Origin of the sequence: Blautia sp. MSK.18.38, from assembly GCF_024460535.1 — a bacterium.
GTDB classification, from domain to species: domain Bacteria; phylum Bacillota; class Clostridia; order Lachnospirales; family Lachnospiraceae; genus Blautia_A; species Blautia_A fusiformis.
In genome coordinates this window covers 1-24989 of the sequence record NZ_JANFYP010000003.1, presented here as the reverse complement: position 1 = coordinate 24989, position 24989 = coordinate 1, and the positions used below count along the sequence as shown (strand labels likewise).

The following is a 24989-nucleotide window of genomic DNA, read 5'->3' as shown; positions in this document are numbered from 1 at the left end:
GTTTTACCTCTGCTGTTTTAGTCTGCTTTATCTCTTCTGCTGTTCTTCCATAACAGACGGAAACAGATTTGTGTCCGTATGCGGAATAAAGCATGCACCTACAAACTCATCCATATAGGTAGGAACTGTAGAAAGCTCCAGGTAAGTCATATTTGAAGCCAGTTCATAGGTTTTCTTCTCTGCTGATGTGGAATGAAGCATCAGATAAGCACCCGTCAGAGAAGAGTTCCCAATGTAATGGAACTTCTCAAGAGGGATATCCGGGAACATTCCGATATGCACTGCATTAGCCATATTGATCCCGCTTCCGATTCCACCGGCAACATATACGTCATCGATCATGGACACATCGAAATCAAGAGAATTCAGCATAGTACGGATTGCAGAGAAAATAGCACCTTTGGCACGGATAAAATTATCAATATCTACTTCTGTGATCTCAACATCCTTGGCAGAACCGGCTTCCTCCTCAAACGCGATCACATAGCTTCCCATGCCATAATGATCGTGACGGATTCTTTTGCCCTCACGGACAAATTTCCCCTTCGGATTGATGATTCCTGTCATAAAAAGTTCACTGATCACATCAATGATACCGGAACCGCAAAGTCCTACCGGTTTGGTTCCAGGTTCACCTACAACCTTATATGTCGGCTCCATAGTTTCTTTATCAATGGTACATGCCTCAATAGCACCGTCTGTAGCACGCATACCGCAGCTGATATCTCCACCCTCAAAGGCAGGACCTGCGGAACATGCACAGCTCATCATAAAATCGGAATTACCGAATACAAGTTCTCCGTTAGTACCAAGGTCGATAAACAGAGAAAATTCCGGTCTGTTCCAGATCATACTTACCAGTGTACCGGCAGTGATATCTCCACCTACATAGCTTCCGATATTCGGAGCCATGATAATATGTGCATCCGGATTGATCTCAATTCCCACATCCGATGCAAACAAGGAATTTGTTTTGAAAAACGTAGGAATATACGGTTCCATACGAAGCGGATCCGCATTGATCCCTGCAAACAGATGATTCATGGTTGTATTAGAAGCAACACACATCCGGTAGATCTGTTTCTCCGGGAAATGAATGCTTCTGCACATCTCATGGATCATCGGGTTAATGGTCTCTTTGATCACCGCGTCCTGAAGTTTCTTTTTTCCGCCAGGTTTCTGAGATTCGATGATACGGTTGATAACATCCGCACCAAAACGGATCTGTCCGTTTCCGGAAGAACTCTTGGCCAGGATCTCTCCTGTTTCCATATTGATCAGGACTGCCGAAACGGTTGTGGTACCGATATCTACAGCAAGACCACCGATCACAACATCTTTCTTACTGTCAAAAATATCATAAACATACATGTCATTTGGTGCTGTACGAACCACGCACTTCACAGAGAATTTACTCTCACGAAGTACATCTGGAAGCTTCTTAAGCACCGCATACGGAATTCTGACACGCTTCAGGTTCATAAACTTCTGAAGTGCACGGGTCAGCCTTTCATTATCCGGCATGGTATCATCCAGTGATGGAATATCCATCTGAAGTTCCACAACATCAAGACTGTTTGTAAGTTCTATGCCAGCCATCTCAACTTCATGCTTGGCATTTTCAAAAATAGCGATTTCTTCTTTTGAGCTCAAATCAGCCACTTTCATTCGGCTCTTATATGCGGATGCAATATCCGGAACAAGAACCTCCACATCTGCACTGATCTTGCTCATACAGGCCAGACGCCAGCCTGCGCCATATTCTTCATCCGAAATATGAAGAGTTTTCTTTGAGTCCAGTTCTCCGCTTTTTAACTGTACCCGACATTTTCCACAGGCTCCGTTTCCGGAACATGGTGCATCGATAGCCACATTGGCACTACGAGCAACCTCCAGTAAATTATCCCCCGCATTGGCAAATGCTTCTACCGTACTGCCATTTTCAAAAGCAAAAGTCACCTTAAACATTCGGCAACCACCTTTCTCGCCTCGTAAAAGTTATTCGTCTTCCACCTGTGGCGTTGGGAGTTAGACTAAACTATATTAGTAAAAAAGAGGCTGAAGGCCGAAGCCCCCAGCCTCTGAAACAGCGCTCCTGTTTTATTCACACGCCAAATTAGATCTCAAGGTAAGAATCTGCGTAAAGTGTGTTACCCTTGAATACGTCACAGGATTTGATTGTCTCCATAAGACGAAGGTCGTTAGGGTTAACGATTGCAGATGTAAGACCATTCATCATAGCCATAGCTACAAGAGCAGAGTCCATGATCGGACGGATATGTTTTGGCATACCGTTACTGTTGTTGGAAAGACCGCCAGTGGAGTTCAGACCCATCTCGGAGAACATCTTGATTGCCTCAAGAACTTCCATCTGTTTGTCCTGCATTCCTTTTACAACAAGGAAAAGCGGATCAAACCAGAGATCCTCTGCTTCCATACCAAGGCCAAGACCTCTCTCAAGCATGTTCTGGCAGTGCATCATACGCTCGTCATTGTCTGATGCAACCATACCGGAAGAGCAAAGTGCGATACAGATCGCATCGTTAGCTGCTGCAAGGTCGATATTGGAAATTCTGTCTCCAGCATCTGCAGAGTTTACGATCGGTTTTCCTTTGCTTCTGTTGTATACGGAAATACCAGCCTCAATAGCTTTCTGGTTTGTAGTATCCAGAGCAAGCGGAACATTGTCAAACTCAGACTGAAGGAGCTGTACTGCCCATTTCATAAGGTCCTCTCCATCGTTCTCAGCCGGTCCGATGTTTACGTCAAGATATGTAGCGCCTGCATCAAGCTGCTGTTTTGCTCTTTTGATGATCGGCTCAGGATCTCTCTCAGTAAATGCTTTATTTACTGCCGGTGCTGTTGTTGAAAGTCTCTCCCCAATTGTTACAAATTTTGCCATACTCGTGTTCTCCTTTACATATTAGTAGGATATGGCTGTGCAGCAAACCTGCACAGCCGTTTATAACTGCCGGCGATATTGCCGGACAGCTGATTTCTTAAACCTTAAGTTTATGCATCAAGGTCTTTTAAGAATTTCACAAGCTGTACTGCTTCTCTTGGTCCTACGATGATCTCCCATCCAGGAAGCTTAGCCTCAAGATCGCCCTTAAGAACTGCTACTTTACCAGGAATAACCAGTCTTCTGCATTTAACCTTCGGCTCAACATTCTCTTTGATATACTCGGAGATGCTGTTTCCGGAGAATTTACCTGCTGCCCAGGATGTAAGTACGGAAAGTCCGCCTGCATCATTGATCACCAGGTTAAGCGGAACACCGGAACGCTCCAGCTCGCCAGATACTACGAAATATGTAAGAGCAAAGTCTACTGTTGTTACAACGAGAGAATTCTCGTCTGCTCCGTTCAGAGGATAAATGCCCGGTTCTACCTTCATTGGCTTCTGCGGGTCTGTAAATACGTTCTGACGAAGACCGAACAGCGGAAGTGCCTCTGCATATGTCATCTGCTCCATAACGATGATAGAACCATATTTCATAGTAAACATGGAAGCAAGTGCTGCCTGTAAATGTTTGTCACCCTTCGCAAGTTTAACAAGGTTAACGATAGAAGGATAACCAAATGTTCTGTCCTGATTCTTAAGAGCTGCACGACGAACCTGTACAGTATTTGCAAAGGTCTCTTTGATGTCAGCTCCTGTTGTATCAAGTACGAGATTCTTGTTGCCAAGTTTCTCAATAGCTGCTGTAGTATCATATAACTCATTGATGTCCTTACCGGATACACCGAGAACTACGCCTGCATCTGTAGCAACCTTGCTCATTGCCTCGTAGTTGGAAGCGTTTGCTCCGTTAAGAACCGGTTTGCCGTCCTTACATACTTCAAGGGCAGCTTTTGCGATCTCAGGATCTGTACAGCCAAGGATCAGTGTTCTTCCAAGACCTTTAGCCTTCTCTACAAGTGCTGTAAATTTTGCAGCATCTGCATTCTCATCGCAGTTTACATACACAAGCTCTACATGCATTCTCTCACCGATACGATCATAGTCAACGTGTGGGATCTCTGCAAGTTTTGCTTCTACTTCTTCATCACTCATGCATGTGCAAAGTGATACGGCATATCTTGTTTTGCTTACAAATGTCTTCTCATGTCTGAAAAGAACAGTCTCTCCACCAAGTGTAAACTCTCCATCGCCTGTTCCGATCTTGATAGTTTTCATTGGCGGTGCAGTTGCCTCAGAAAGAGATGCTAATGCATCCTCGGACATATGAGGACACTGCTCAATTTTCATAGCGCCCTGTGCAACTTTCATAGAGAAAGCCATACATGTAGGGCATCCACATTCCTTACAGTTTTTCTTTGGTGTTAATTTAAAGATCTGAATACCATTCAGTGCCATAGCTCTTTATCCTCCTATTTATTACGCAAGTGCTTTGATCAGCTTGGAAATTGTCTTAACAGATTCCGGATGTCTTAAGATAACTGCATCAGAACCAGCTGCAAGATCAGCTGCTGCTGTCTCAACTTCCATGTCGATTCCACGCTCGTCCTGTGGTCCCCATGCCGGCATGTCTGCTTCAGAAGCCATTGCCTCTTTAACATTCCATGTCTCAGCGGATACAGGTGTAATAATAGGCATCTGCAGCATGTTATCATTCTGCCCTAAAGCGGCACCTTTGATACGGTCCATAGTAGATACTACGTACTCATATCCATAACCAACTGCTGCACTACCGATATTCATAACGATCTTCTTAGCATCTACACCAAGCTGTGTAGTAACAACGTTAAGCTGTTTAGCAAGGTTGATATCAACGGCAGACTCAGCGCCTACGATCTGATTGTAAGCAAGACCTGCTGCTGCACCGATTGCTTTGTAGTTCTCCTCTTTCTCGGAAAGGATCAGTGCATTTCTGCCCTGAAGAGCCTCTGCAACCTTCGGAAGGAGCTCTGCATCCTTCTCAACATTCTTGCAGCCCTCTACAACCAGTGGACAGTCAACTGCATCTGCAACTTCTTTAACAACTGCGATCAGCTCATCGATAGATTTGTTAACACCGTTCGGGTCGCCGCCCTCAAGAATAAGTGCAACAAAGTCAGCACCCTCCATAGCTGCAGCTTTCTTAGCAATGTCAGCCATTGTAGTAGCGCCTTCATAGTAAGCTTTGATACCTTCAGATACGCCCTCAAGACCCATATCAGAGATCTCTACACCGATCTTCGGGCAGTTCTCTGACTCTGCGTCAAAGGAATAAAATGGGAATGTACAATCCCCACCAATTGTCACAGTCTTATCTCCGCTTCCGATTGTGACAGCATTAATCTTTGCATTGAACTTTTGTGGTTTCTGATTAAACGGCATTTTTCGTTAGCCTCCTTAAAAATAATAATTAAAAAACTACAGAGCTTCTTATATTATACTACATAGCACCAGTTATTGGCAAGATGCAGCACTATATTTCTGTTAAAAAATCAACAAACTTTTTAACAGTTTACAGGAGAAAGGATGTCCGCACATCCTTTCTCCCTGATAAATTACATCATCGGATCAAGTCCGAGAGCCGGATGTCCTTTTTCTGTAAGGAATGCAACCAGTGTCTCCGGATCTTCTGCGATCGTCTCATCACCGATCATGTCTGTAAAGTTATCGATTCCGTAAAGCTCTTTTGCAGTCTTATTAAGTCTGTCAGCTACGAATTCTTTCAGTTCTTTCGGCATCCATACGATACGCTCGATACCGCCCTCAGCCTTCATGAACTTCTTGGAGGAAATGAAATGTTTACCATGTCCCATGAATCCAGGTGTCTGAACTCCACCACCTGTCATGGATGCCATCTCAGGGAATGTCATTCCAAGTGGTGTCATGCCTGCATACTCACGGTTAGCAATAACAACACCGTTGGAGAATGGCTCGATACCACAGATACACTCGAAGCATCCGCAGGAAGTCATCGGATCCTGCATGATGGAGTACAGTGTAACGTGCTCCAGAGCACCCTGGGAGAATTTCTGAACTGCCTCATCAACGTCCTCATAAGAACCAAGATTCTCATCGATCGGACGCTCTTTTGTGATGATCTGGCAAGGACCAGCTGGGTCAAGCTGATGTGTAGCTTTTGCATCCAGCCATGAAACCGCACCGCAAAGACCAAGTCTCTCAGGTGTTACTACACATACGTGGCTTGGTGCGAATGCCTGGCAAAGGATACAGCTGTAATATACGTCAACAGACTCATCTGTCAGAGTATCAAGACGCTCATCACGTTTGTCAAAGATCGGAATTGCAACCTCATGACGGATTCTTGTACACTCAGCAGGATCTGTATAGATAACAACCTCACATTTATCAACAACCGCATCGAACTCATTCTTAACAGATGCATAAAGAACCTCACCGATATGTTTGATTCTGAAGCCTGCATTAAATGCCTCAATGCTGATACGGATACGCTGCATATCACGCTGTCCTGTATGGTATACACCCTCGATACAGTTGATGTAGTTGTGGAATTTACGCTCGATAACCGGCTCAAAGTCAGACTGCATATTCTTACCTGCAACTTTAACAACATATGCAATGCTGTTCTTGCTGCCGAATTCCATCTCATCTACTTCAGGTCCGATTACTGTGATCTTGTGATCCTCGATCTCAGAAGCATCGCAGGTCTGTACAAGCTCTGCACAGTCTACACGGGAGCCATCGAACTCAACCTGCATATCTTTACGACGGATGATCTCACCCTCGAATGCAGATGCAAAAGCAACCGGAATATCGATATTTGTGATCTTGATCTTAATATCACGCGCCTCAAGAGAAGTAGCGTTAAATTTGCTTACATCCTCCTGAACGATAAGGCTCTTCGGTACACGGAAGATATTCTCTGTCTCATTTGTAACAACCGGGAATCCAAGTGCGATAGCGCCTGCACCGCATGCTACGATCACATCATCCAGAGGTTTGAATGCGTTAACAAATGCCGGTACACGATCCATTGTGTATTTCATAAGTGTTCCTGCATCTCCAGGTGTTACGTTACCGAAGATCAGCGCTGCACGGATTGCAACGGAAACTACATGAACAACAGATGTAACATCTTTTCCAAGAGGAATAACACGAACGTTGGCACCTGTCTTCATTCCGGCTTCTGCGACCTGATCAATGATTCCGCCAACAAGTGTTACCAGGATACCCTGTGCCTGATAGCTCTTTACAAGAGCAACACCCTCTTCTGTAGTAGGAGCAGCACCAAGGATAACAGCAACGCCTGGGATATCGCCTGTTACGAGCGGTACACCGAGCTCACGGATAACAGCATCACCAAGATGTCCATAGCATGGCTCTTCGTAAGGAGTTGCTCCGTCGATATATTTCAGAACCTCGATGAACTCTGCGCAGAGTGCTGTAGCAACACCGGACATGAATGCATCGTTCAGTCTTTTCTCTCTTGTCATAAGTGTTTTTACAACGCCAAGAGCTTCTTTTAATTCTTTTAATGTTGTAACTTTTGTTCCTGTTACAGCATAGTAGCAAGGAAGGCTGTAAGCGGTATTCGGGAAGCTGACAGCTTTGTCTTCGCCATACTGAGCGATCGCGCCGTCAATAGCACCCTCTGTTAAACCATATACAGCATCGTTTCCGCCGAATACTCTATCAAATAAAGTCACTGTAATACCTCCTATTTTTACAGAATTGAATTCTGATCAATTTTGTCTTTGATTTTTCTGATTTCAGCTGTTACAGTTTCACTGAAATCGTAGGGAGATTTTCCCTGACGATCAGCATCTATAACTTCTGTATTGTAGTGGATCATTCCAAGCAGATCCTCTGCCGGGATCTTACTCCGAATAAATTCCTCATCCTCCGGATTTCTTACCTTATTGGCCACGACCTTAACCTGAGAAACTCCCAGATCCTTTGCAAGACGTTTAACATTCTTATATGTCTGTACACTTCTTGCCCCTGGTTCGATCACTACAATAAATTCATCCATGCTCTCCGTGGTGCCCCGGCCCAGATGTTCCAGGCCGGCCTCCATATCCATGATCACCACATCATCTCTGTGGATCACAAGGTTATTGATCACTCTTTTAAGCATCACATGTTCAGGACAGACGCATCCGCCTCCACCTGTTTCCACAGTTCCAAGGACAAGCAGCTTTACGCCATTACAGGTTTTTCCATAAGTATCCGGAATATCGTCTACCTTTGGGTTCAGTTTATAAAACTGATTCTGGCTGTTGGCTCCGGTGCGTTCTTCTATGAGCTTACGCATTTTTGAGATTGGAACAATAGAGTCCAAGGTTTCCTCGTCAAATCCAAGGGCAAGACCCAGGTTCGCATCCGGATCCACATCCGCCGCAAGGACTTTTTTTCCCTCATCTGCGTATAGTCTTGCAAGTGTTGCTGCGAAAGTTGTCTTTCCTACTCCGCCTTTACCGGTTACTGCTATTTTCATTTTACGTCTTCCACCTTTTATAACATTTTAAAGATCGCAACGGATTAGATTCCTAATGCTGTTCTCTTCTCTTCAATTCTCTCAATCATAAGATCAACTAATTTCTCGATGTCTGTCTCTACTGTGTAAGCAGCACCTGTCCATTTTCTTGTTCCCTCTGTAAGAAGTTCGCACATTTCTGAAGAACCGGAAACATATGGATCAACGCCAAGGAATGTATCAATACCAGTACCAACTACGTAGTTACCGATGGATACAGCTTTTTCAGACATCCACTCAGGAGCACATCCTACTACAGGAAGCTGATTGATCTGAAGCCCTGCATCTTTTGCAAGTTCAGCAGCCAGGATCATCATACGGGAGATATCTACGCAGGATCCCATATGAAGTACTGGTGGGATATCAGCCAGCTCACAGACACGTTTCAGACCTGCACCGCAGAGATCTCTTGCGGATTTGTCCATCAGACCAGCTTTAGCAGCTGCCTGTGCGGAACATCCGGAAGCGATGATAATGATATCGTTTGCGATACACTTCTTCATCAGTTCGATATGTGCATAGTCAGGACGGATCTTAGGATTGTTACATCCAACCATAGCAACAGCACCACGGATAACACCGGAAGTGATGCACTCAAGTAATGGTTTGGTTGTTCCTGTTACATCAACCTGAGAGTTTGTAACACCATCAAGAACTTTAACGATCGCTTCTACTGAATAACCAACAGTAGCTTTCTGTTTCAGCTGTGGGATATGTACAAGCTCAGGTTTTCTGTTCTTGAAGTTATCGATAGCCATCTTAACGATTGCTTTTGCATTTTCTCCTGCTGTCTCAGCGTTGAATCTGATAAATTCAGAATCCGGCATCTGAGCGATCGGAGAAGTTGTAACAAATTTAGTATGGAAGCATTTGCTCAGAGGTCCTAATGCAGGGAAGATACACTGAACATCAACTACGATCGCCTCGCAGGCACCTGTCAGTACTACGTTCTCCTGCTGCAGGAAGTTACCAGCCATCGGAACACCACGACGCATAGCTACCTCGTTAGAAGTACAGCATACACCGGAAACGGTGATTCCTTTTGCTCCTACAGATTTTGCATAATCGATCATTTCTTTGCTGTCTGCATACTCACAGATCATCTCAGAAAGACTCGGATCATGTCCATGTACAACAATGTTTACGTTCTCTTCAACCATTACTCCAAGGTTAGCCTCTGTATCAAGCGGCTTCGGAGTTCCGAATAATACATCAGAGAACTCTGTTCCCATCATGGAACCGCCCCATCCATCAGCCATACCGCAGCGAATAGACTGTTTTACAAGTGCTTCCGGAAGAGAAGAACATCCCATATGAGTCATATGCAGGGAACTTGCAACCTCACGGTCGATAGCACGTGGTGCGATTTCGTTCTCGATCAGTTTTTCTTTCTGTCCTGCAGGCATTCTGTCAAGGAATCTCTGATATCCGAACGGTTTACCATATTCCATAAGACCGATCTCAGCCATCTCATGAGCCAGATCATAGATATCCTTGCCTTCTGTTTCCACGCCCCACTCTTTAGCGATGCGAAGCAGTTTCTCAGGATCTTTTACCTGATAATTTCCGCCCTCTTTTGCGCAGTACAGTGTATGGCAGATCTCACGACCATGATCGGAGTGAGTAGCTGCACCACCGGCTGTAAATTTAAGGAAGTTTCTTCCTACGATACCATGGGCATCACATCCGCAGATTCCTCTTGGAGCCTTCGGTGTAATACGACACGGTCCCATTGCACAGATACGGCAGCAAATACCCTGCTCACCGAATTTACAGTGCGGAGTCTGGTTCTTTGCACGGATCTGCCATGCATCTGCTCCTACCTTTGCACCTGTCTCGAGAAGACGGGCTGTAGCGGCTTCAAATTCCTCCACTGTAGTTAATTTGAATTCACTCATTATAGACCTCCTTTAATAGCACATCTATTTTTATTTTTCTTTTTATAATAAGCCCAGAGCAGGAACCCATCCCCACCCATGGGTTATTCTCTTTTTTAAAAAAAGGTTTATATTAATTATAAACCTAATTTATCAAAAATTTCAAAAGCTGCTTTTCTCATCGGATTATCCTCAGGAAGAGTAACAGTCGGTTTCCCGTCACAGTCATATTCATAAACTGCTTCATCCTGTGGTACCACACCGATCAGATCGAGTCCCTGATTCCGGATTTCCTCAAGAATTCCGGAATTCAGTTCTGCTTTTGGTGCGCGATTGATAATAAGACCCACTCTGGAAGGCTTCATATCACATTCCTTAATAAGTTCTGCTATTCTTCCAACTGCCTGTACTCCTCTTCTGGAACAGTCACTTACAAGGATTGCTGTCTCCATACTTGGAAGGATTCCTCTGCTGATATGTTCCATTCCTGCTTCATTGTCCACAACAATATATGGATAATTCTTCTGGTATTTGGCAAGCTGTGCCTGAAGCAGACCGTTTACAAAGCAATAGCATCCTTTTCCCTGGGTTCTTCCCATTACAAGAAGATCGTAATCATCTTCCTCAGCAAGAGCATCCTCGAAACGTACCTCTGCATAATCTGCCTTGGACATTCCTTTGGGGATCGGGCTTTTCTCTGTCATCTCAGCATGTGCGATCTCCTCACGTACATCGCCAAGAGTTGTATCTACTTCTACGCCAAGAACCTCGTTCAGATTTGAATTGGCATCTGCATCTACCGCCAGTACAGGTCCTTTTTTCTTTTCGCAGAGATACTGGATCAGCATTCCGCATAATGTAGTTTTTCCAACGCCGCCTTTTCCGGCGACTGCAATAACATGTGCCATAAAACGGGCACCTCCTGATTTTATATCTGTTATGCCGGCGCATAAGGGAGGTGCCTGATACTGTTCTGGCACCTCCGCATCGTGCCGGAATTCTTATTTATTTCGTTGATGATTAGATAAGTGTACGAAGTCCGGATCTGTCAATGATCTCGGATACGTCTTTCCATTTGTTTAATGCATAAAGATGGATACCGTCAACACCAAGAGCGCGATACTCATCGATCTGTCTGATTGTGTATTCGATTCCTTCTTCTTTGAATCGTTTAACCTTGTCCTCATAGAACATGTCAAATGGTTTACCATCAGCATCTTTAGCGTTAAACGGATTCGGGAACAGCCAGTTTCTGGAGATCAGCCTACAAAGCTCACTGTCCATTACACAGCCGTTACGTGAAAGAGCCATATTAATGGTAGCTGCCTGATCCAGGATCGGCATTACACCAACATCTACAGGCATTGTCACTCCAGCCTCGCGGATAGCGTCCAGCCAGTATTTAAACTGTTCCATATCCCAGCAGAGCTGGGTCATGATATAATCAGCACCATTGTCCTGTTTCTGTCTCAAAACAGCAATATCAGCATCCAAGCTTCTGCATGCGATATGGCCTTCCGGTGAACCGGCTACTGCGATCTCGAACTTATCGCCAAATTCATCACGGACAAATTTAACAAGGTCTGTCGCATAATTGAAGTCTCCGCAGGTTGTTGTCTCACCAAGTGGAATATCTCCGCGAAGTGCCAGCATATGGTCAACGCCATCTGCCAGATACTGTTCCAACTGCTGTCTGATTCCTTCTTTTGTGTTCTTGATCACTGTGAAGTGTGTTACAGGAACAGTTCCTGCATTCCTGATCATCTGGCATACTTCCCTGTTGGCACCGACATTTCCGCCGCCGGCACCGTATGTACAGGAAATATACTCCGGTCTATACTTCATGAGATGTTCAATGGTTCCCGGCAGGTTTGCCATACCTTTTTCTGTCTTTGGCGGAAAAAGTTCAAAGGAAAGCAGCATTTTTTCTCTCATTGCTTCAGATAATTTCATTGATCGTCCTCCACGTATTTGTATCAGTCACACTGCAGTTTCACGATGCTGTTTGCAAGATCCACCATAAGGATACTGCCTTCTACCACGCGCTCATCTCCCATGATATCTCGAAGGATCAATTTATTTCCGTCCACATCGATCCGGCTTACATTCTTAAAGATCACAGAATTATCTTCTTCCTTATATACTGTTGCAAGACACATAATCATTCCTCCAAATAAGTGGCATCATTTAACCACTATGCTGTCAAAACTATTCTGTCGGTTTTTATTTCAACTCTTCCTTAACAAGTGTAAGAGCAAGTCCAAGTCTCATATTGCCTTTCTGAAAATCTGCAACTGCCTCTTTGATCGTCTTCGCAGCTGCATCCATGTTAAGCTTCTTAAGATTGTCAGCCATCTGATCAAGTTCTGCGGCATGATGCTCGTTATGCTGCAGCATGTAGGTAAGAAGTGCTACAGTCTCATTCTTGCAGTCACCGTTCTCGCAGGAACCGCAGTGTCCATCACCGTGTGTATGACAATGGTTATCTCCTTCCGCATGGCTGTGTGTATGGCTGTGAGTCACACCGTCCTCATGGGTGTGCTCATGTGTATGTTCATGGCTGTCTGCATGTCCATGCTGAACAAGATTGCCATTCTCATCTTTGATTAAATGCATAAATACCCCTTTCCTGTATCCGCCGGGCGGACACTCTCATGACAAGAATTTATCAATTAAATTTATTATACATCTTTTCACTGTTATTATCAAGAAAATAATTATAAAATATAGCCAAAATTATATGCTGTTTTTCCTATTTTTCCAAAAACTTTGACAGTAAATTAACTCGATTGTTTCATTTTTAACGAAGTTAGTCTCTTCAAACCACAACTTATTACCCAGTCTGCGCGTCTGTCCAACTCTAAGCTTTATCACTTTTGTAATATAATTGATGTGATTCTTTCATATTTTTGTGCTATAATAGCAAAAGCATGGAAAGCAGAACATACAAGGAGGAATTATTTTGAAAGAAACTGTTTTTCTGAACAACGACAGAGAAATGCCTCTTCTGGGGCTTGGCGTATACAAGTTGCCCGATGACGTACAGGCCGAAGCAGCAGTCACTTCTGCTATTTCCGCCGGCTACCGCATGATCGATACCGCTTCTGTTTATAAAAATGAAGAAAGCGTTGGACGTGCCATTGCCAAATGCGGAGTTCCCAGAAAGGATCTTTTCATCACCAGCAAAATCTGGAACAATGCGCAGCGTCTCGGCGATGTCCAGGGAGCTTTTTCCCGTAGTCTCGACCGTCTGAAAGTCAGTTATGTAGATCTCTATCTGATACACTGGCCGGTTCCCGGCTGCTATTTGAGCACCTGGAAAGAGCTGGAATCCATTCTGGAATCTGGACGTGCTTTAAGTATCGGCGTCAGTAATTTTGATATCCGGCATCTGGAAGAGCTTCGTAAAATATCCGGGGTTATTCCTGCTGTAAACCAGATCGAGTGCCATCCTTTGTGTTACCCTGCTGAACTGATCGAATACTGCAAGGCTTTCGGTATTCAGGTACAGGCTTATGCTCCTCTGGCAAGAGGTGCATATTTTGATAATGATGTAATGTGTGTTCTGGGGACCAAATATGCCAGGACTCCTGCACAGATCGGGCTTCGCTGGGCAATACAGAAGGGAATTTCTGTCATTCCGAAATCCATCAACCCGGAACGAATCCGCAGTAATGGAAACATCTTTGACTTCAACATCGAGGATGAAGATATGGCGATCATTGATACACTGAACGAAGATCTGCATACTTCTCATGTTCCAGAAGATCTCCGTGATATTCAGTTTTAATTTCCATAATAATGCAAAAAAGATATCTGTCAGAGCATAAGTGATCTTCTGGCAGATATCTTTTTATTTTTTCTTTTCAGTTGATACGGCGATCCTGTTATTCCCTGCTTAGCATTTCACATATCTGAAACCCGGAAATATTTAACTGATCCGCTCACGCATTCTCCCACGGGAGCATGGGCGTTTCCACTTTTTTATCACGCAGCATCAGGTCCATTACTGCTTCCGATGCTGATTTTCCTTCAAACAGTACGCGGTTCACTTCCGTTATGATAGGCATCTCCACCTCATATTTCTCCGCAAGTTCTCTTGCAGCTCTTGCAGAATAAACACCTTCCACAACCATCTGCACTTCTTTCATAGCTTCTTCCATCGTATATCCCTGGCCGATCAGATATCCAGCCTTTCGATTACGGCTATGCTTACTTGCACAGGTCACGATCAGGTCGCCGATCCCGGACAGGCCGTAAAAGGTTTCCATCTGCGCCCCCATTTTTTTACCAAGTCTTCCTATTTCCGTGATTCCCCTGGTGATCAGTGCCGCCTTGGTATTATCTCCATATCCCAGGCCGTCGGCAGTACCTGCTGCCAGTGCGATCACATTTTTCAGTGCTCCGCCAAGTTCCACCCCAAGGATATCCGGTGTTGTATACACGCGGAACACAGGGCTCATAAAAATACTCTGAAGGTATTCCGCAGTTTCCTGTGTATGTGCGCTGATCACACAGGTTGTAGGAAGTCCGCGTCCTACTTCTTCCGCATGACTTGGACCGGAAAGTACAGCTACATTACCCTGCGGGATTTCTTCTTCGATCACCTCGCTGAGTGTTTTCAGTGTCTTTTCCTCAATACCTTTAGCAACATTGACGATCTTCTGGTCCCTGCATACAAACGATGCCATCTTGTGTGCAGTACTCCGGATATACGGGGAAGCTACTGCCAGAACTGTTACATCCACATCCTTAAGCGCACGCTCCAGATCTGTCAGGACATCGATTTCATCCGGAAGCCGTACCCCCGGAAGCCTGTCAGGATTTTCTCTTTTTTCCCGGAGTTTCCGGGCATTCTCCGGTCTTGCTGACCAGAGAAGGACTTCATGGCCATTATTATGCAACAGGAGTGCCAGAGCTAATCCCCAGCTCCCCGAACCCAGTACGCTGATTTTTGCCATAAATCTTACCTCTTATTTTTTATTCTTACTGCTTAAAAACACCTTATTCTCTGTTCCATGAAACAGTCTTACAATGTTTGCCCTGTGTCTGTAGAACGCCATTGCTGTAAGAACTGCCATCACGATATAAAGCTCAACAGTATGCGCCTGATCCATCCCATATTTTCCCATATGTCCAAAAAACAGGACCAGGATAAAAGCCACCGCATATGCACTGAGAGAGCAAAGCGATACATAATGAGTTGTAAAGAACAGTGCAAAAAAGACAACTGCACATACAATAAATATCCGCCAGTCAAAAGCAATGATCATGCCTACAGAAGCAGCAATTCCCTTTCCACCGCGAAATTCCATAGAAATCGGAAAATTGTGGCCAAGGATACATCCCAATGCTGCATAAAGGGTAAGGAGCGGAAGGATACTATTCATGGAATTTCCATAAACCATTCTCACGATCACAATAGCCAGTACACACTTCAGGCAGTCTCCCAGCAGGGTGATCGCTCCCGCTTTCTTTCCAAAGGTCCGGAAGGCATTCGTAGTACCCGCATTCCCGCTGCCATGATCTCTGATATCTGTCTTGTGGACTTTTCCAATAATATAGCCTGTCTGAAAAAGCCCGCATACATAACCGATAACAAGACAAATAATACGTTCCATACTTTTATTCCTTTTCCCCGCGTTCGCGGATGATAAATTTCAGGGAAGTTCCGGAAAATCCAAATGCATCCCTGATCTTGTTCTCCAGATATCTTACATAGGAAAAATGCATCAGTTCCTTGTCATTGACAAAGATAACAAATGTCGGCGGTTTTACCGCAACCTGTGTCATATAGAAGATCTTCAGTCTTCTTCCTCTGTCAGACGGCGGCTGCTGAAGAGCGACTGCCTCAGAAAGGATCTCATTAAGAACACCTGTCTGGATACGAAGTGTCTGATTTTCGATAACTGTATCGATATTTTCGAAAAGCTTTGGAAGTCTCTGACCTGTTTTTGCAGAGATAAAGATGATCTGTGCATATGGCATAAAGGAAAGGATCTGACGGATCTTTTCCGTATGCTTGTAGATGGTCTTGTCATTTTTCTCAATGGCATCCCATTTATTTACCGCTACGATGATACCCTTTCCTCTGTCATGAGCGATTCCTGCGATCTTAGCATCCTGCTCGGTAACGCCCTCGGAGGCATCGATCACAACTACAACCACATCTGCACGCTCTACAGCTGTCACAGTACGGATAACACTATAGCGCTCGATCTCTTCTTTTACCTTACCCTTGCGTCGAAGTCCTGCAGTATCGATAAAAATATAATCTTTTTTGTTCCAGGTAACCTTTGTGTCAATAGCATCACGTGTGGTTCCTGCAATATTGGATACGATCACACGCTCCTCTCCAAGAAGCTTGTTGATCAGAGAAGATTTTCCCACGTTCGGCTTTCCTACAATGGCGATCTTCGGAATATCATCCTGATCTTCCTCTTCACTCTTATCCGGGAACTCTTTGATCACCTCATCCAGCATATCTCCAAGGCCTTGTCTGTTAGCTGCGGAAATCGGGATCGGTTCTCCGATTCCAAGATTGTAAAACTCATATACGTCCATCATATATTTCTGGTGGCTGTCTACCTTGTTAACTACAAGACGTACCGGCTTGCCGCTGCGGCGGAGCATATCTGCCACCTTGGCATCGGAATCCACAAGACCCTGGCGGACATCTGTGATAAAAATGATCACGTCTGCCGTATCAATGGCGATCTGTGCCTGCTCTCTCATTCTGGAGAGGATGATATCGCTGCTGTCCGGCTCGATTCCGCCTGTATCGATCAGAGTAAATGTCCTGTCAAGCCATGTGACATCTGCATAAATCCTGTCACGGGTTACTCCTGGTGTATCCTTTACTATGGAAATATTGTCACCTGCCAGAGCGTTAAACAGAGTGGATTTGCCTACATTAGGCCTTCCCACTATCGCTACTACTGGTTTGCTCATAAATCTGTCTCCTTCTTGTTTGTTTATGTTCCGGAGGGTTGATCACGGCTTCCACCAGATCACGTCCTCCTGTGTCTACGATTACAATTTCTGTGTTCAGCGCTTCCGAAAGCTCTTCCAGTGTCATGTCATCCAGAAAAATCTCCTCATCACCTTTTAGCATGCTGCACGGGATCAGAATCTTCTCTCCAAGGTCAAGACCGGAAAGCTGCTCTTTCAGATCCTGCCCGGTGATCAGGCCAGACACTGTGATCTTTTCACCGAAAAAACGATTCTCGATGGTTGTGACCGGAATCTGCACATTGGGATATTTCTTCTGGATCTCTTTAATATAGCGTGCGATAAAAGGCGCTGCCAGTTTTCCTGTGGCGATCCTGCCTGTCACCTTACGGTCGTCACCGGAAAGCCCCTCCAGCGTTTCTTTTACTTCCGTTTCCAGAAGTCTGAGCATTCCCACGCCATTCTCAAGCTGCAGATATCCATCATATTCATCCTCACAGGGAAGCTCCCTGTCTGCCAGAATATACCATTCGTCTGAAGCATGGATAAAATGGATCCCATATTTCTCCATCATGATCTTCTGCCAGCGTTCGATCTGCCCCAGGACTTTTTCAGCATCTTCCTTATTAAAAGGCTCCAGAGGATAGAGACCTTCTCTGTATTTGGTAAGTCCTACCGGTACAACAGAAACGCTCTGAAGGACCGGCGCATAAGCGGAAAGCTTTTCGAGGCTGTATTCCAGCTCGTCTCCGTCATTGACACCCTTACACAGTACGATCTGTCCATTCATGGTGATTCCTGCATTGTACAGCATATCCACCTTATCCAGAGCCTTTCCTGCAAAACGGTTATGCAGCATTTTACACCGGAGTTCCGGATTCATTGCCTGGAACGAAATGTTGATCGGTTCCAGATGATAGCGGATCACACGCTCAATATCCTTCTCGCTCATATTGGTAAGCGTAACATAATTTCCCTGAAGAAAGGAAAGCCTGGAATCATCATCCTTAAAATACAGCGTCTCACGCATACCTGGAGGCATCTGGTCAATAAAACAGAACATACACTTATTTGAACAGGAGCGATAGTCATCCATCAGTCCTCCGTTCTCAAATTCTATTCCAAGGTCTTCCTCATATTCCTTCTCTACCTCCAGCTCCCACTCTTCGCCATCAGGCTTCTCTACTAGAAGCACCACGAGCTCTTCATTCATGAGATACCGGTAATCGAAGACATCTTCCACAGGCTGTCCGTTTACAGACACAAGTCTGTCTCCCGGCTCCAGCCCCAGCTCCTCGGCAATACTGTCGGGCAGCACCCTGGAAATCATATGCTTTCTTAATTTCATCATTATCTCCCTTTTCTATCCCGTATATAATAACAACTTTGCTCTTAAAAATCAACACTTTGAGAAAACACCTTGACTGACACGTGGGTCTGATGTTATAAATAGACTGAGAATTTTTAATGACATACACTTAGGAGGAATATTATGCCAAACATAGAATTGCTGGAAAAGTCTATGCCTGTTGCCCCGATCCGAATCGCCGCACTTGCCGGATGCCGCGAACTGGCCGAGGAGGTTGACAAAAAGCTGGTTAAATTCCGTAAAGAACTTGTAGCCGCCAAGAAATCCACCATCATCCCACAGGGATATGCAGAAAAATCTTTCCTTGTAGATTGCGAATGCCCACGTTTCGGAACCGGTGAGGGTAAGGGTTACATCAAGGAATCTGTCCGCGGAACAGACCTTTATATCATGGTAGATGTGACCAATTACAGCCTTACTTACAGCGTATGCGGTCATGAGAACCACATGTCTCCGGATGACCATTACCAGGATCTGAAGAGAATCATCTCCGCAGCCACAGGTAAAGCACACCGCATCAACGTTATCATGCCATTCCTTTACGAGGGACGTCAGCACAGACGCACCAAGAGAGAATCTCTTGACTGTGCACTTGCACTTCGCGAGTTAAGTGCCATGGGTGTTTCCAACATCATTACTTTTGATGCTCATGACCCACGTGTACAGAACTCTATTCCGCTGAAGGGCTTTGATAACTTTTTCCCCACATACCAGTTCCTGAAAGCACTGGTCAAAAATGTCCCTGATTTCAAGCTTGACAATGATCATCTCATGATCATCAGCCCGGATGAAGGTGCCATGTCCCGTGCTGTATACTTCTCCAATATCCTTGGAGTCGATATGGGTATGTTCTACAAACGCCGTGATTACTCCACCGTTGTCAACGGAAAGAACCCGATCGTTGCTCACGAATTCCTCGGAGATTCCGTAGAGGGCAAAGATGTTGTCATCATCGACGATATGATCTCTTCCGGAGAAAGTATGCTGGATGTTGCCCGTCAGCTCAAAGAGCGTAAAGCCGGACGTGTATTCGTCTGCACAACCTACGGTCTGTTTACAGATGGCGTAGCCAAATTTGATGAATATTACGAAAAAGGCTGGCTGGACAGAGTCATCACAACCAACCTTAACTATCGTATTCCTGAGCTTCTTGACCGCCCATACTATATCGAAGCAAACATGAGCAAATATCTTGCAAGTATCATCGATATCATCAATCATGATGTATCTGTCGAGAAGGTTCGTTCCAGCAACGAAAAGATCATGAATCTCATGAAAAAAGTCAACGAACAGTAATAAATGCTCCCAGGTTTCCACGTTTTCCGTGAGAAGCCCTGTGTGAATAAAGAAAGAGCGGATTACAGCAGGTGCAGATGCCCGGCATTGAGATCCGCTCTTCTTTTATGCCTGCATCCAGAAAGATCCTTCGGTTCGCCTCCCACAGATTCAGCTGGTATTTCCCATCTGGTTTTCTGTAAAAAAGCACATCCCAGTATTTTTCTTCAAACGCCTCTCTAAACTGATCGATCACATCTTCACTGACTTCATAGCAATCCTGACAGATAGAAGGACCAATGGCTGCATAAAGCTCTGAAGGATCTGTCTGAAATTCCTCAGTCATCTTCTCCACCGTCACTTTTCCGATCTTTCCTACAGTACCTCTCCAGCCGGAATGAGATAATCCCACAGCTCTATGTACCGGATCTATAAAGAAAAGTGGTACACAGTCCGCATAAAACGTTGCCAGCACCAGTCCCGGCACATTGGTGATCATTCCATCCACATCTGTATAAGGTCTTGGTTTTGTGATCCCATTTCCTCTGTCTTCTTCCGTGACCACACGTACATTGGTGGTGTGTGTCTGATCAGAGGTTACGATATCTTCCATGGAAAATCCCATAGCAGCAGAAAGTCTGCGGTAATTTTCCCGCACCGCAGACTCTTCATCCCCTCTTGTGAAGCTTAAGTTCATAGATTCATAAATCCCCTGGCTTACTCCTCCCAGGCGGGTACTGAAGCCATGTACGATCCCGGGAAATTTCTCAAAAGCAGGATATGTAAGCCAGGTAACCTTGTTCTTCTGATTTACATTCATTAGCTGTTTATCTTTATACCATTTTATTTTCATCTTATGTGACCAGTCCTTTCAACTGCAAAAATCAAAAGCATTTTTTATCCAGTGGATGTTCTCTCCATCAATTCCTACTACGTCAAAACGGCAGGGAGGCAGCTCCCGGTATCCATGTGCAATCAGATAAAACATTGCCACTTTGCTGATGATCCTCTGTTTTTCTCTCCCTACCGCTGAAAAAGGACTTCCACTCTTTCCGTTCTTTCTGTATTTCACTTCAATAAACACCAGATATCTTCCATCCTGCGCAACAAGATCGATCTCACCACTTCGGCAGCGAAAATTTCTTTCCTTGATCTGCAGCCCCTTTTCTTGCAGGAACGCTGCAGCAATTCCTTCATAATAGCTGCCCTTCTGTCTTCTATTTTCCTTCAGATAAACAAAACCTTTCTGTTTTTGATGTCGGTATCTTAAGTATTTTTATACAAAATGTGTGATAAACGTTTTTCTATGTATCGGACTTGGTCCATATTTCTTCAGTGCTTCAATATGCGCTGCAGAACCATATCCTTTATTGGAGGCAAATCCGTATTCCGGAAGAACCTTATCATATTCTTCCATCATCCGGTCTCTGGTCACTTTGGCAACAATACTTGCTGCCGCAATGGATACACTTTTTGCATCACCTTTGATGATGGGTACCTGCGGAATCTGGATTTCCGGTATGGTAACCGCATCGTTCAAAAGCAGCTGCGGCTGTACAGAAAGCCTGCTCACTGCCTGGCGCATTGCCTCATAAGTTGCCTGCAGGATATTGATCTCATCAATCCTCTCCGGGCTGGCCATTCCGATTCCAACAGAAACTGCCCTCTCCAGGATCACATCGTACAATTCTTCTCTCTTCTTAGCTGTAAGCTTCTTAGAATCATTCAGCCATAAAATATCGCAGTCTTTCGGAAGGATCACCGCACAGGCGACTACCGGTCCGGCAAGAGGGCCTCTTCCCACCTCATCGATCCCGCAAAGATATCCAAGATGCTCATATTCATGTTCATATTTCTTCATGCTCTCTGTACGTACACGCTCATCCTCCAGAGCCTGAAGCTTTTTGTGATACTGCTGGATCAGTTTCTGTACACCGCTTCTCTCATCATTTTCATAATGACGAAAAAGGGCGTTATATTCGCCCTCCTTCGCTGACGCAAAACGCGCCTTGATATCTTTCATTGTTTCCATTACGCTTCCTCCGGTCCTTTTGGAAACTCCAGAGTCACTTTTCCCAATTTTCCAGAACGAAATTCTTCCAGCAAAAGGCGGGATGCTTTCTCATAATCAAGCTCTTCGCCCTTTTTCAGACATCCTCTTGCTTTCGCAACTGCAGTAAGGATATCCAGCGGTTTCAGCTCTTCTTCTACATTGTATCTCTCTCTGATCGCTGCCGGATAAAACTCCTGCAGATATCCGATCAGACCCAGGGCAAGTTCTTCGATGTTCAGAATATCGTCCTTGATCGAACCGATATAGGCAAGACGCATTCCAACTTCCTGATCTTCAAATTTCGGCCAGAGAATTCCAGGGGTATCCAGAAGCTCCACACTTTTATTCAGACGTATCCACTGTTTTCCTTTTGTAACTCCTGGTTTATTACCGGTCTTGGCACAGGCTTTTCCTGCAAAGGTATTGATAAATGTTGATTTTCCAACATTAGGGATTCCTGCAACCATCGCACGTACCGGACGGTTTTTGATTCCTCGTCTCCGGTCTCTCTCTGTCTTTTCCTTACATGCCTCTGTGATTGCCACAGAAACGGCCTTCATAGATCCCTTATTGCGGGAATCAATACTTACCGCATAGATTCCTTTTTCTTTGAAATATTCCATCCAGGCACGGTTCTGTCTCTCATCGGCAAGATCTGCTTTGTTGAGAAGGATCATACGCGCCTTGTTTTTTCCCAGCTCATCAATATCCGGATTTCGGCTGGAAAGAGGAACTCTTGCATCTACAAGCTCAATGATCAGATCGATCAGCTTGATATCTTCCTGCATCTGACGCTTCGCCTTCGTCATATGGCCTGGATACCACTGTACGTTCATAATTCACCTCATTTATCTATACTTTAATCTGTTTACTTTGATCTATTTTATAAAACCTATTTTATTTTTCGGAGAAACTGTAAACCAAACTTTCCCGACAATGTACTTCTTACTGATATTTCCGATATCGCTGAAGCGGCTGTCCTCACTGTTATTGCGATTATCACCAAGGACAAAATATTCCCCGCTTTCCAGAGTTATAGCACTATTTGCAAGTCCTCCATCTGTCATATCCTGATAAGCTCCGTTTTCTTCATAAACCTTGCCGTTGATATAGATCTTCCCGTCTTTAACCTGAACAGTCTCCCCGGGAAGGCCGATCACACGTCGGATATGCAGGGCTGCCGAGTCACTGGCGCTTGTTTTAAAAACGATCACATCTCCACGTTTTGGTGAACTGACCTTATATAAAGCCCTGTTTACAAAAAACTTTTCACTTACAGAATACGTGGGTTCCATGGCACTTTCCTGCAATGTCACAGTCTGAAATGCAGAGATTGCAACCAGCACAGCAAAAACCAGGGTCACAATAATTTCAAACACCCATTTCACGATTCCTCTTGTCCTGTCATCACGAAGCTTCTCCCTTGCTTCGGAAACAGCTCTGTTTTCCTTCAGATTTTCGATATTAATCTTCTTATTTAATCCCATATTCTATCCCCTGTATGTGTCTTTACACGCATACGCACTGATGTAAAAAGAGGGACAATAGCAAATGTTATTGTCCCTGCCTCTTTACTTATGAAATTATTTTACAAGCTCTTTAACCTTAGCTGCTTTACCTACACGATCTCTCAGGTAGTTCAGTTTCGCACGGCGTACTTTACCATGACGGATAACCTCAACCTTAACTACATGTGGGGAATGAAGCGGCCATGTTTTCTCAACACCAACACCGTTGGAGCTCTTTCTTACTGTGAAAGTCTCTCTTGTGCTTCCACCCTGTCTCTTAAGTACTGTACCCTCGAAGATCTGAACACGCTCACGTGTTCCCTCTTTGATCAGTGCGTGTACTCTTACTGTGTCTCCTACGCGGAACTGCGGTACTTCAGCTTTCAGCTGAGCGGACTCAATGTTCTTAATAATTTCGTTCATTTCTTTCTCTCCTTAATTATACTGGATGTTCTTAATACACATATGGTAACAGAGGACCATCTTTTTTCACAACATATGTGATTATACACTAGATAACTTCTCATTGCAAGGACTTTTTTTCCGGATTTTCGATGGCTTTTACCAGCAAAGGACCTCATGTCCTGTTTCTGTAACAAGGACCATGATCTCCCACTGTGCCGATGGCAGACCATCCTCTGTCCTCACTGTCCAGTCATCGATCTCATCTGTATAGATTTCATCAGATCCCATATTGACCATTGGTTCAATAGTAAAGATCATTCCGGGTACCATGAGTACACCTGTATCTTCCTTAGATGTGTAGCTTACCCATGGATCTTCATGAAACTCAAGACCTACACCATGTCCGCCAATTTCTCTCACAACTGTATAGCCGTTTTCCACTGCATGTTTGTGTACAGCACTTCCCATATTTCCGATCGGTGTCCATGGTTTTACCTGTTCAAGGCCAAGCTCTATGCATTCTTTTGTCACACGGACAAGCTTCTCCTTCTCCGGACTTACCTGTCCAATACAGAACATACGGGAGGAATCAGAAAAATATCCCTGATAAATGGTGGATACATCTACATTGACAATATCACCTTCTTTTAAGACAATTTCTTCATCCGGGATTCCGTGGCATACTACCTCGTTGATAGATGTACATACGCTTTTTGGAAAACCTTCATAATTAAGTGGTGCCGGAATTCCGCCATGACGTACTGTTTCTTCATGTACCCAGTCATCAATCTGCTGTGTCGTCACGCCTGGTCCGATATGCTCTGCAACATAATCAAGAACTGCAACATTGATCTTGCAGCTCTCTTTGATCTTCTCGATCTGTGCAGGTGTCTTGATCAGATCATGGTCAAGAACTGCATACCCCTTCTTTTTCATGAGTTCCATTTTTTCATCAAATGCTTCATGACATTTTTTATATTTTTTTCCGCTTCCACACCAGCAGGGATCATTTCGTTCAATTTTTTTAGACATCTTTTTCTTCTGCCACTCAAAATATGTGTAAATATACTCACATCGAGATAACGTAGACTCTCAC

24 protein-coding genes are annotated in these 24989 nt (G+C 44.5%); 2 read left to right on the top strand and 22 right to left on the bottom strand.

Annotation, left to right across the window (positions count from 1 at the left end):
* Positions 1-27 precede the first annotated feature (27 nt).
* From acsV to NE638_RS02750, 11 genes are all read right to left on the bottom strand, one after another.
* Positions 28-1968 (bottom strand): corrinoid activation/regeneration protein AcsV, encoded by a 1941-nt coding sequence (acsV, locus tag NE638_RS02800; RefSeq protein WP_015525294.1) that lies wholly within the window; start codon positions 1966-1968, stop codon positions 28-30.
* 148 nt (positions 1969-2116) lie between these two features.
* A complete protein-coding gene (gene acsE, locus NE638_RS02795) occupies positions 2117-2902 on the bottom strand; it encodes a carbon monoxide dehydrogenase/acetyl-CoA synthase methytransferase subunit (protein WP_015525295.1) in 786 nt (261 codons plus the stop codon).
* A 110-nt stretch (positions 2903-3012) separates the two neighbouring features.
* Positions 3013-4359, bottom strand: a complete 1347-nt coding sequence (acsC, locus tag NE638_RS02790; protein ID WP_015525296.1) for an acetyl-CoA decarbonylase/synthase complex subunit gamma — start codon at positions 4357-4359, stop codon at positions 3013-3015.
* Between the two features lie 21 nt (positions 4360-4380).
* Positions 4381-5322 carry an acetyl-CoA decarbonylase/synthase complex subunit delta gene (gene acsD, locus NE638_RS02785; RefSeq protein ID WP_015525297.1) on the bottom strand — a complete coding sequence of 314 codons (942 nt, stop codon included), beginning with the start codon at positions 5320-5322 and terminating at the stop codon, positions 4381-4383.
* A 173-nt stretch (positions 5323-5495) separates the two neighbouring features.
* Positions 5496-7625 (bottom strand): acetyl-CoA decarbonylase/synthase complex subunit alpha/beta, encoded by a 2130-nt coding sequence (acsB, locus tag NE638_RS02780; RefSeq protein WP_059085928.1) that lies wholly within the window; start codon positions 7623-7625, stop codon positions 5496-5498.
* 17 nt (positions 7626-7642) lie between these two features.
* Entirely contained in the window at positions 7643-8416 is a 774-nt protein-coding gene (locus NE638_RS02775; RefSeq protein WP_015525298.1) for an ATP-binding protein, read from the bottom strand.
* A 44-nt stretch (positions 8417-8460) separates the two neighbouring features.
* Complete coding sequence (cooS, locus tag NE638_RS02770) at positions 8461-10353, bottom strand: anaerobic carbon-monoxide dehydrogenase catalytic subunit (RefSeq protein WP_173745752.1); 1893 nt, start codon at positions 10351-10353, stop codon at positions 8461-8463.
* Positions 10354-10469: 116 nt separating this feature from the next.
* Positions 10470-11240 (bottom strand): ATP-binding protein, encoded by a 771-nt coding sequence (locus NE638_RS02765; protein ID WP_021975845.1) that lies wholly within the window; start codon positions 11238-11240, stop codon positions 10470-10472.
* A 112-nt stretch (positions 11241-11352) separates the two neighbouring features.
* Positions 11353-12285: a methylenetetrahydrofolate reductase gene (locus tag NE638_RS02760; protein ID WP_059085931.1), complete on the bottom strand. Its 933-nt coding sequence runs from the start codon at positions 12283-12285 to the stop codon at positions 11353-11355.
* A 23-nt stretch (positions 12286-12308) separates the two neighbouring features.
* Positions 12309-12491 (bottom strand): CooT family nickel-binding protein, encoded by a 183-nt coding sequence (locus NE638_RS02755; protein ID WP_021975843.1) that lies wholly within the window; start codon positions 12489-12491, stop codon positions 12309-12311.
* Between the two features lie 64 nt (positions 12492-12555).
* Positions 12556-12948: a hypothetical protein gene (locus NE638_RS02750; RefSeq protein WP_021650179.1), complete on the bottom strand. Its 393-nt coding sequence runs from the start codon at positions 12946-12948 to the stop codon at positions 12556-12558.
* Positions 12949-13294: 346 nt separating this feature from the next.
* Here NE638_RS02750 and NE638_RS02745 point away from each other — a divergent pair, with 346 nt between their 5' ends.
* Complete coding sequence (locus tag NE638_RS02745) at positions 13295-14122, top strand: aldo/keto reductase (protein WP_022426672.1); 828 nt, start codon at positions 13295-13297, stop codon at positions 14120-14122.
* Positions 14123-14276: 154 nt separating this feature from the next.
* On the opposite strand, the gene NE638_RS02740 is transcribed toward NE638_RS02745, so the two are convergent.
* From NE638_RS02740 to NE638_RS02725, 4 genes are read right to left on the bottom strand one after another with little or no spacing between them, the layout of a single operon-like run.
* A complete protein-coding gene (locus NE638_RS02740; protein ID WP_173745751.1) occupies positions 14277-15293 on the bottom strand; it encodes an NAD(P)H-dependent glycerol-3-phosphate dehydrogenase in 1017 nt (338 codons plus the stop codon).
* A gap of 12 nt (positions 15294-15305) precedes the next feature.
* Positions 15306-15953, bottom strand: coding sequence for a glycerol-3-phosphate 1-O-acyltransferase PlsY (gene plsY, locus NE638_RS02735; protein WP_173745750.1), 648 nt, complete (start codon positions 15951-15953; stop codon positions 15306-15308).
* 4 nt (positions 15954-15957) lie between these two features.
* On the bottom strand, positions 15958-17283 hold the full coding sequence (gene der, locus NE638_RS02730) for a ribosome biogenesis GTPase Der (protein WP_015525309.1): 1326 nt from the start codon (positions 17281-17283) through the stop codon (positions 15958-15960).
* Entirely contained in the window at positions 17246-18631 is a 1386-nt protein-coding gene (locus NE638_RS02725; RefSeq protein ID WP_173740319.1) for a DUF512 domain-containing protein, read from the bottom strand. Before NE638_RS02725 ends, der begins: the two co-directional genes overlap by 38 nt.
* A 144-nt stretch (positions 18632-18775) precedes the next feature.
* Here NE638_RS02725 and NE638_RS02720 point away from each other — a divergent pair, with 144 nt between their 5' ends.
* Complete coding sequence (locus tag NE638_RS02720) at positions 18776-19948, top strand: ribose-phosphate pyrophosphokinase (RefSeq protein ID WP_059085936.1); 1173 nt, start codon at positions 18776-18778, stop codon at positions 19946-19948.
* Here NE638_RS02720 and pgeF read toward each other — a convergent pair.
* From pgeF to NE638_RS02685, 7 genes are all read right to left on the bottom strand, one after another.
* Positions 19935-20780 (bottom strand): peptidoglycan editing factor PgeF, encoded by an 846-nt coding sequence (pgeF, locus tag NE638_RS02715; protein WP_022426627.1) that lies wholly within the window; start codon positions 20778-20780, stop codon positions 19935-19937. The genes NE638_RS02720 and pgeF overlap by 14 nt on opposite strands.
* A gap of 18 nt (positions 20781-20798) precedes the next feature.
* Positions 20799-21158, bottom strand: a complete 360-nt coding sequence (locus NE638_RS02710) for a YraN family protein (RefSeq protein ID WP_044960433.1) — start codon at positions 21156-21158, stop codon at positions 20799-20801.
* Between the two features lie 45 nt (positions 21159-21203).
* Entirely contained in the window at positions 21204-21959 is a 756-nt protein-coding gene (locus NE638_RS02705; protein WP_129975006.1) for a ribonuclease HII, read from the bottom strand.
* Positions 21959-22816 (bottom strand): ribosome biogenesis GTPase YlqF, encoded by an 858-nt coding sequence (gene ylqF / locus NE638_RS02700; RefSeq protein ID WP_173745749.1) that lies wholly within the window; start codon positions 22814-22816, stop codon positions 21959-21961. The genes NE638_RS02705 and ylqF overlap by 1 nt, the downstream gene beginning before the upstream one ends.
* A gap of 42 nt (positions 22817-22858) precedes the next feature.
* On the bottom strand, positions 22859-23467 hold the full coding sequence (gene lepB / locus NE638_RS02695) for a signal peptidase I (protein WP_015525315.1): 609 nt from the start codon (positions 23465-23467) through the stop codon (positions 22859-22861).
* 96 nt (positions 23468-23563) lie between these two features.
* The gene (gene rplS / locus NE638_RS02690; RefSeq protein WP_015525316.1) at positions 23564-23911 is read right to left on the bottom strand and encodes a 50S ribosomal protein L19; all 348 of its coding nucleotides are present in this window, start codon (positions 23909-23911) and stop codon (positions 23564-23566) included.
* A 138-nt stretch (positions 23912-24049) separates the two neighbouring features.
* Positions 24050-24925, bottom strand: coding sequence for a methionyl aminopeptidase (locus tag NE638_RS02685; protein ID WP_015525317.1), 876 nt, complete (start codon positions 24923-24925; stop codon positions 24050-24052).
* Positions 24926-24989: the final 64 nt, after the last annotated feature.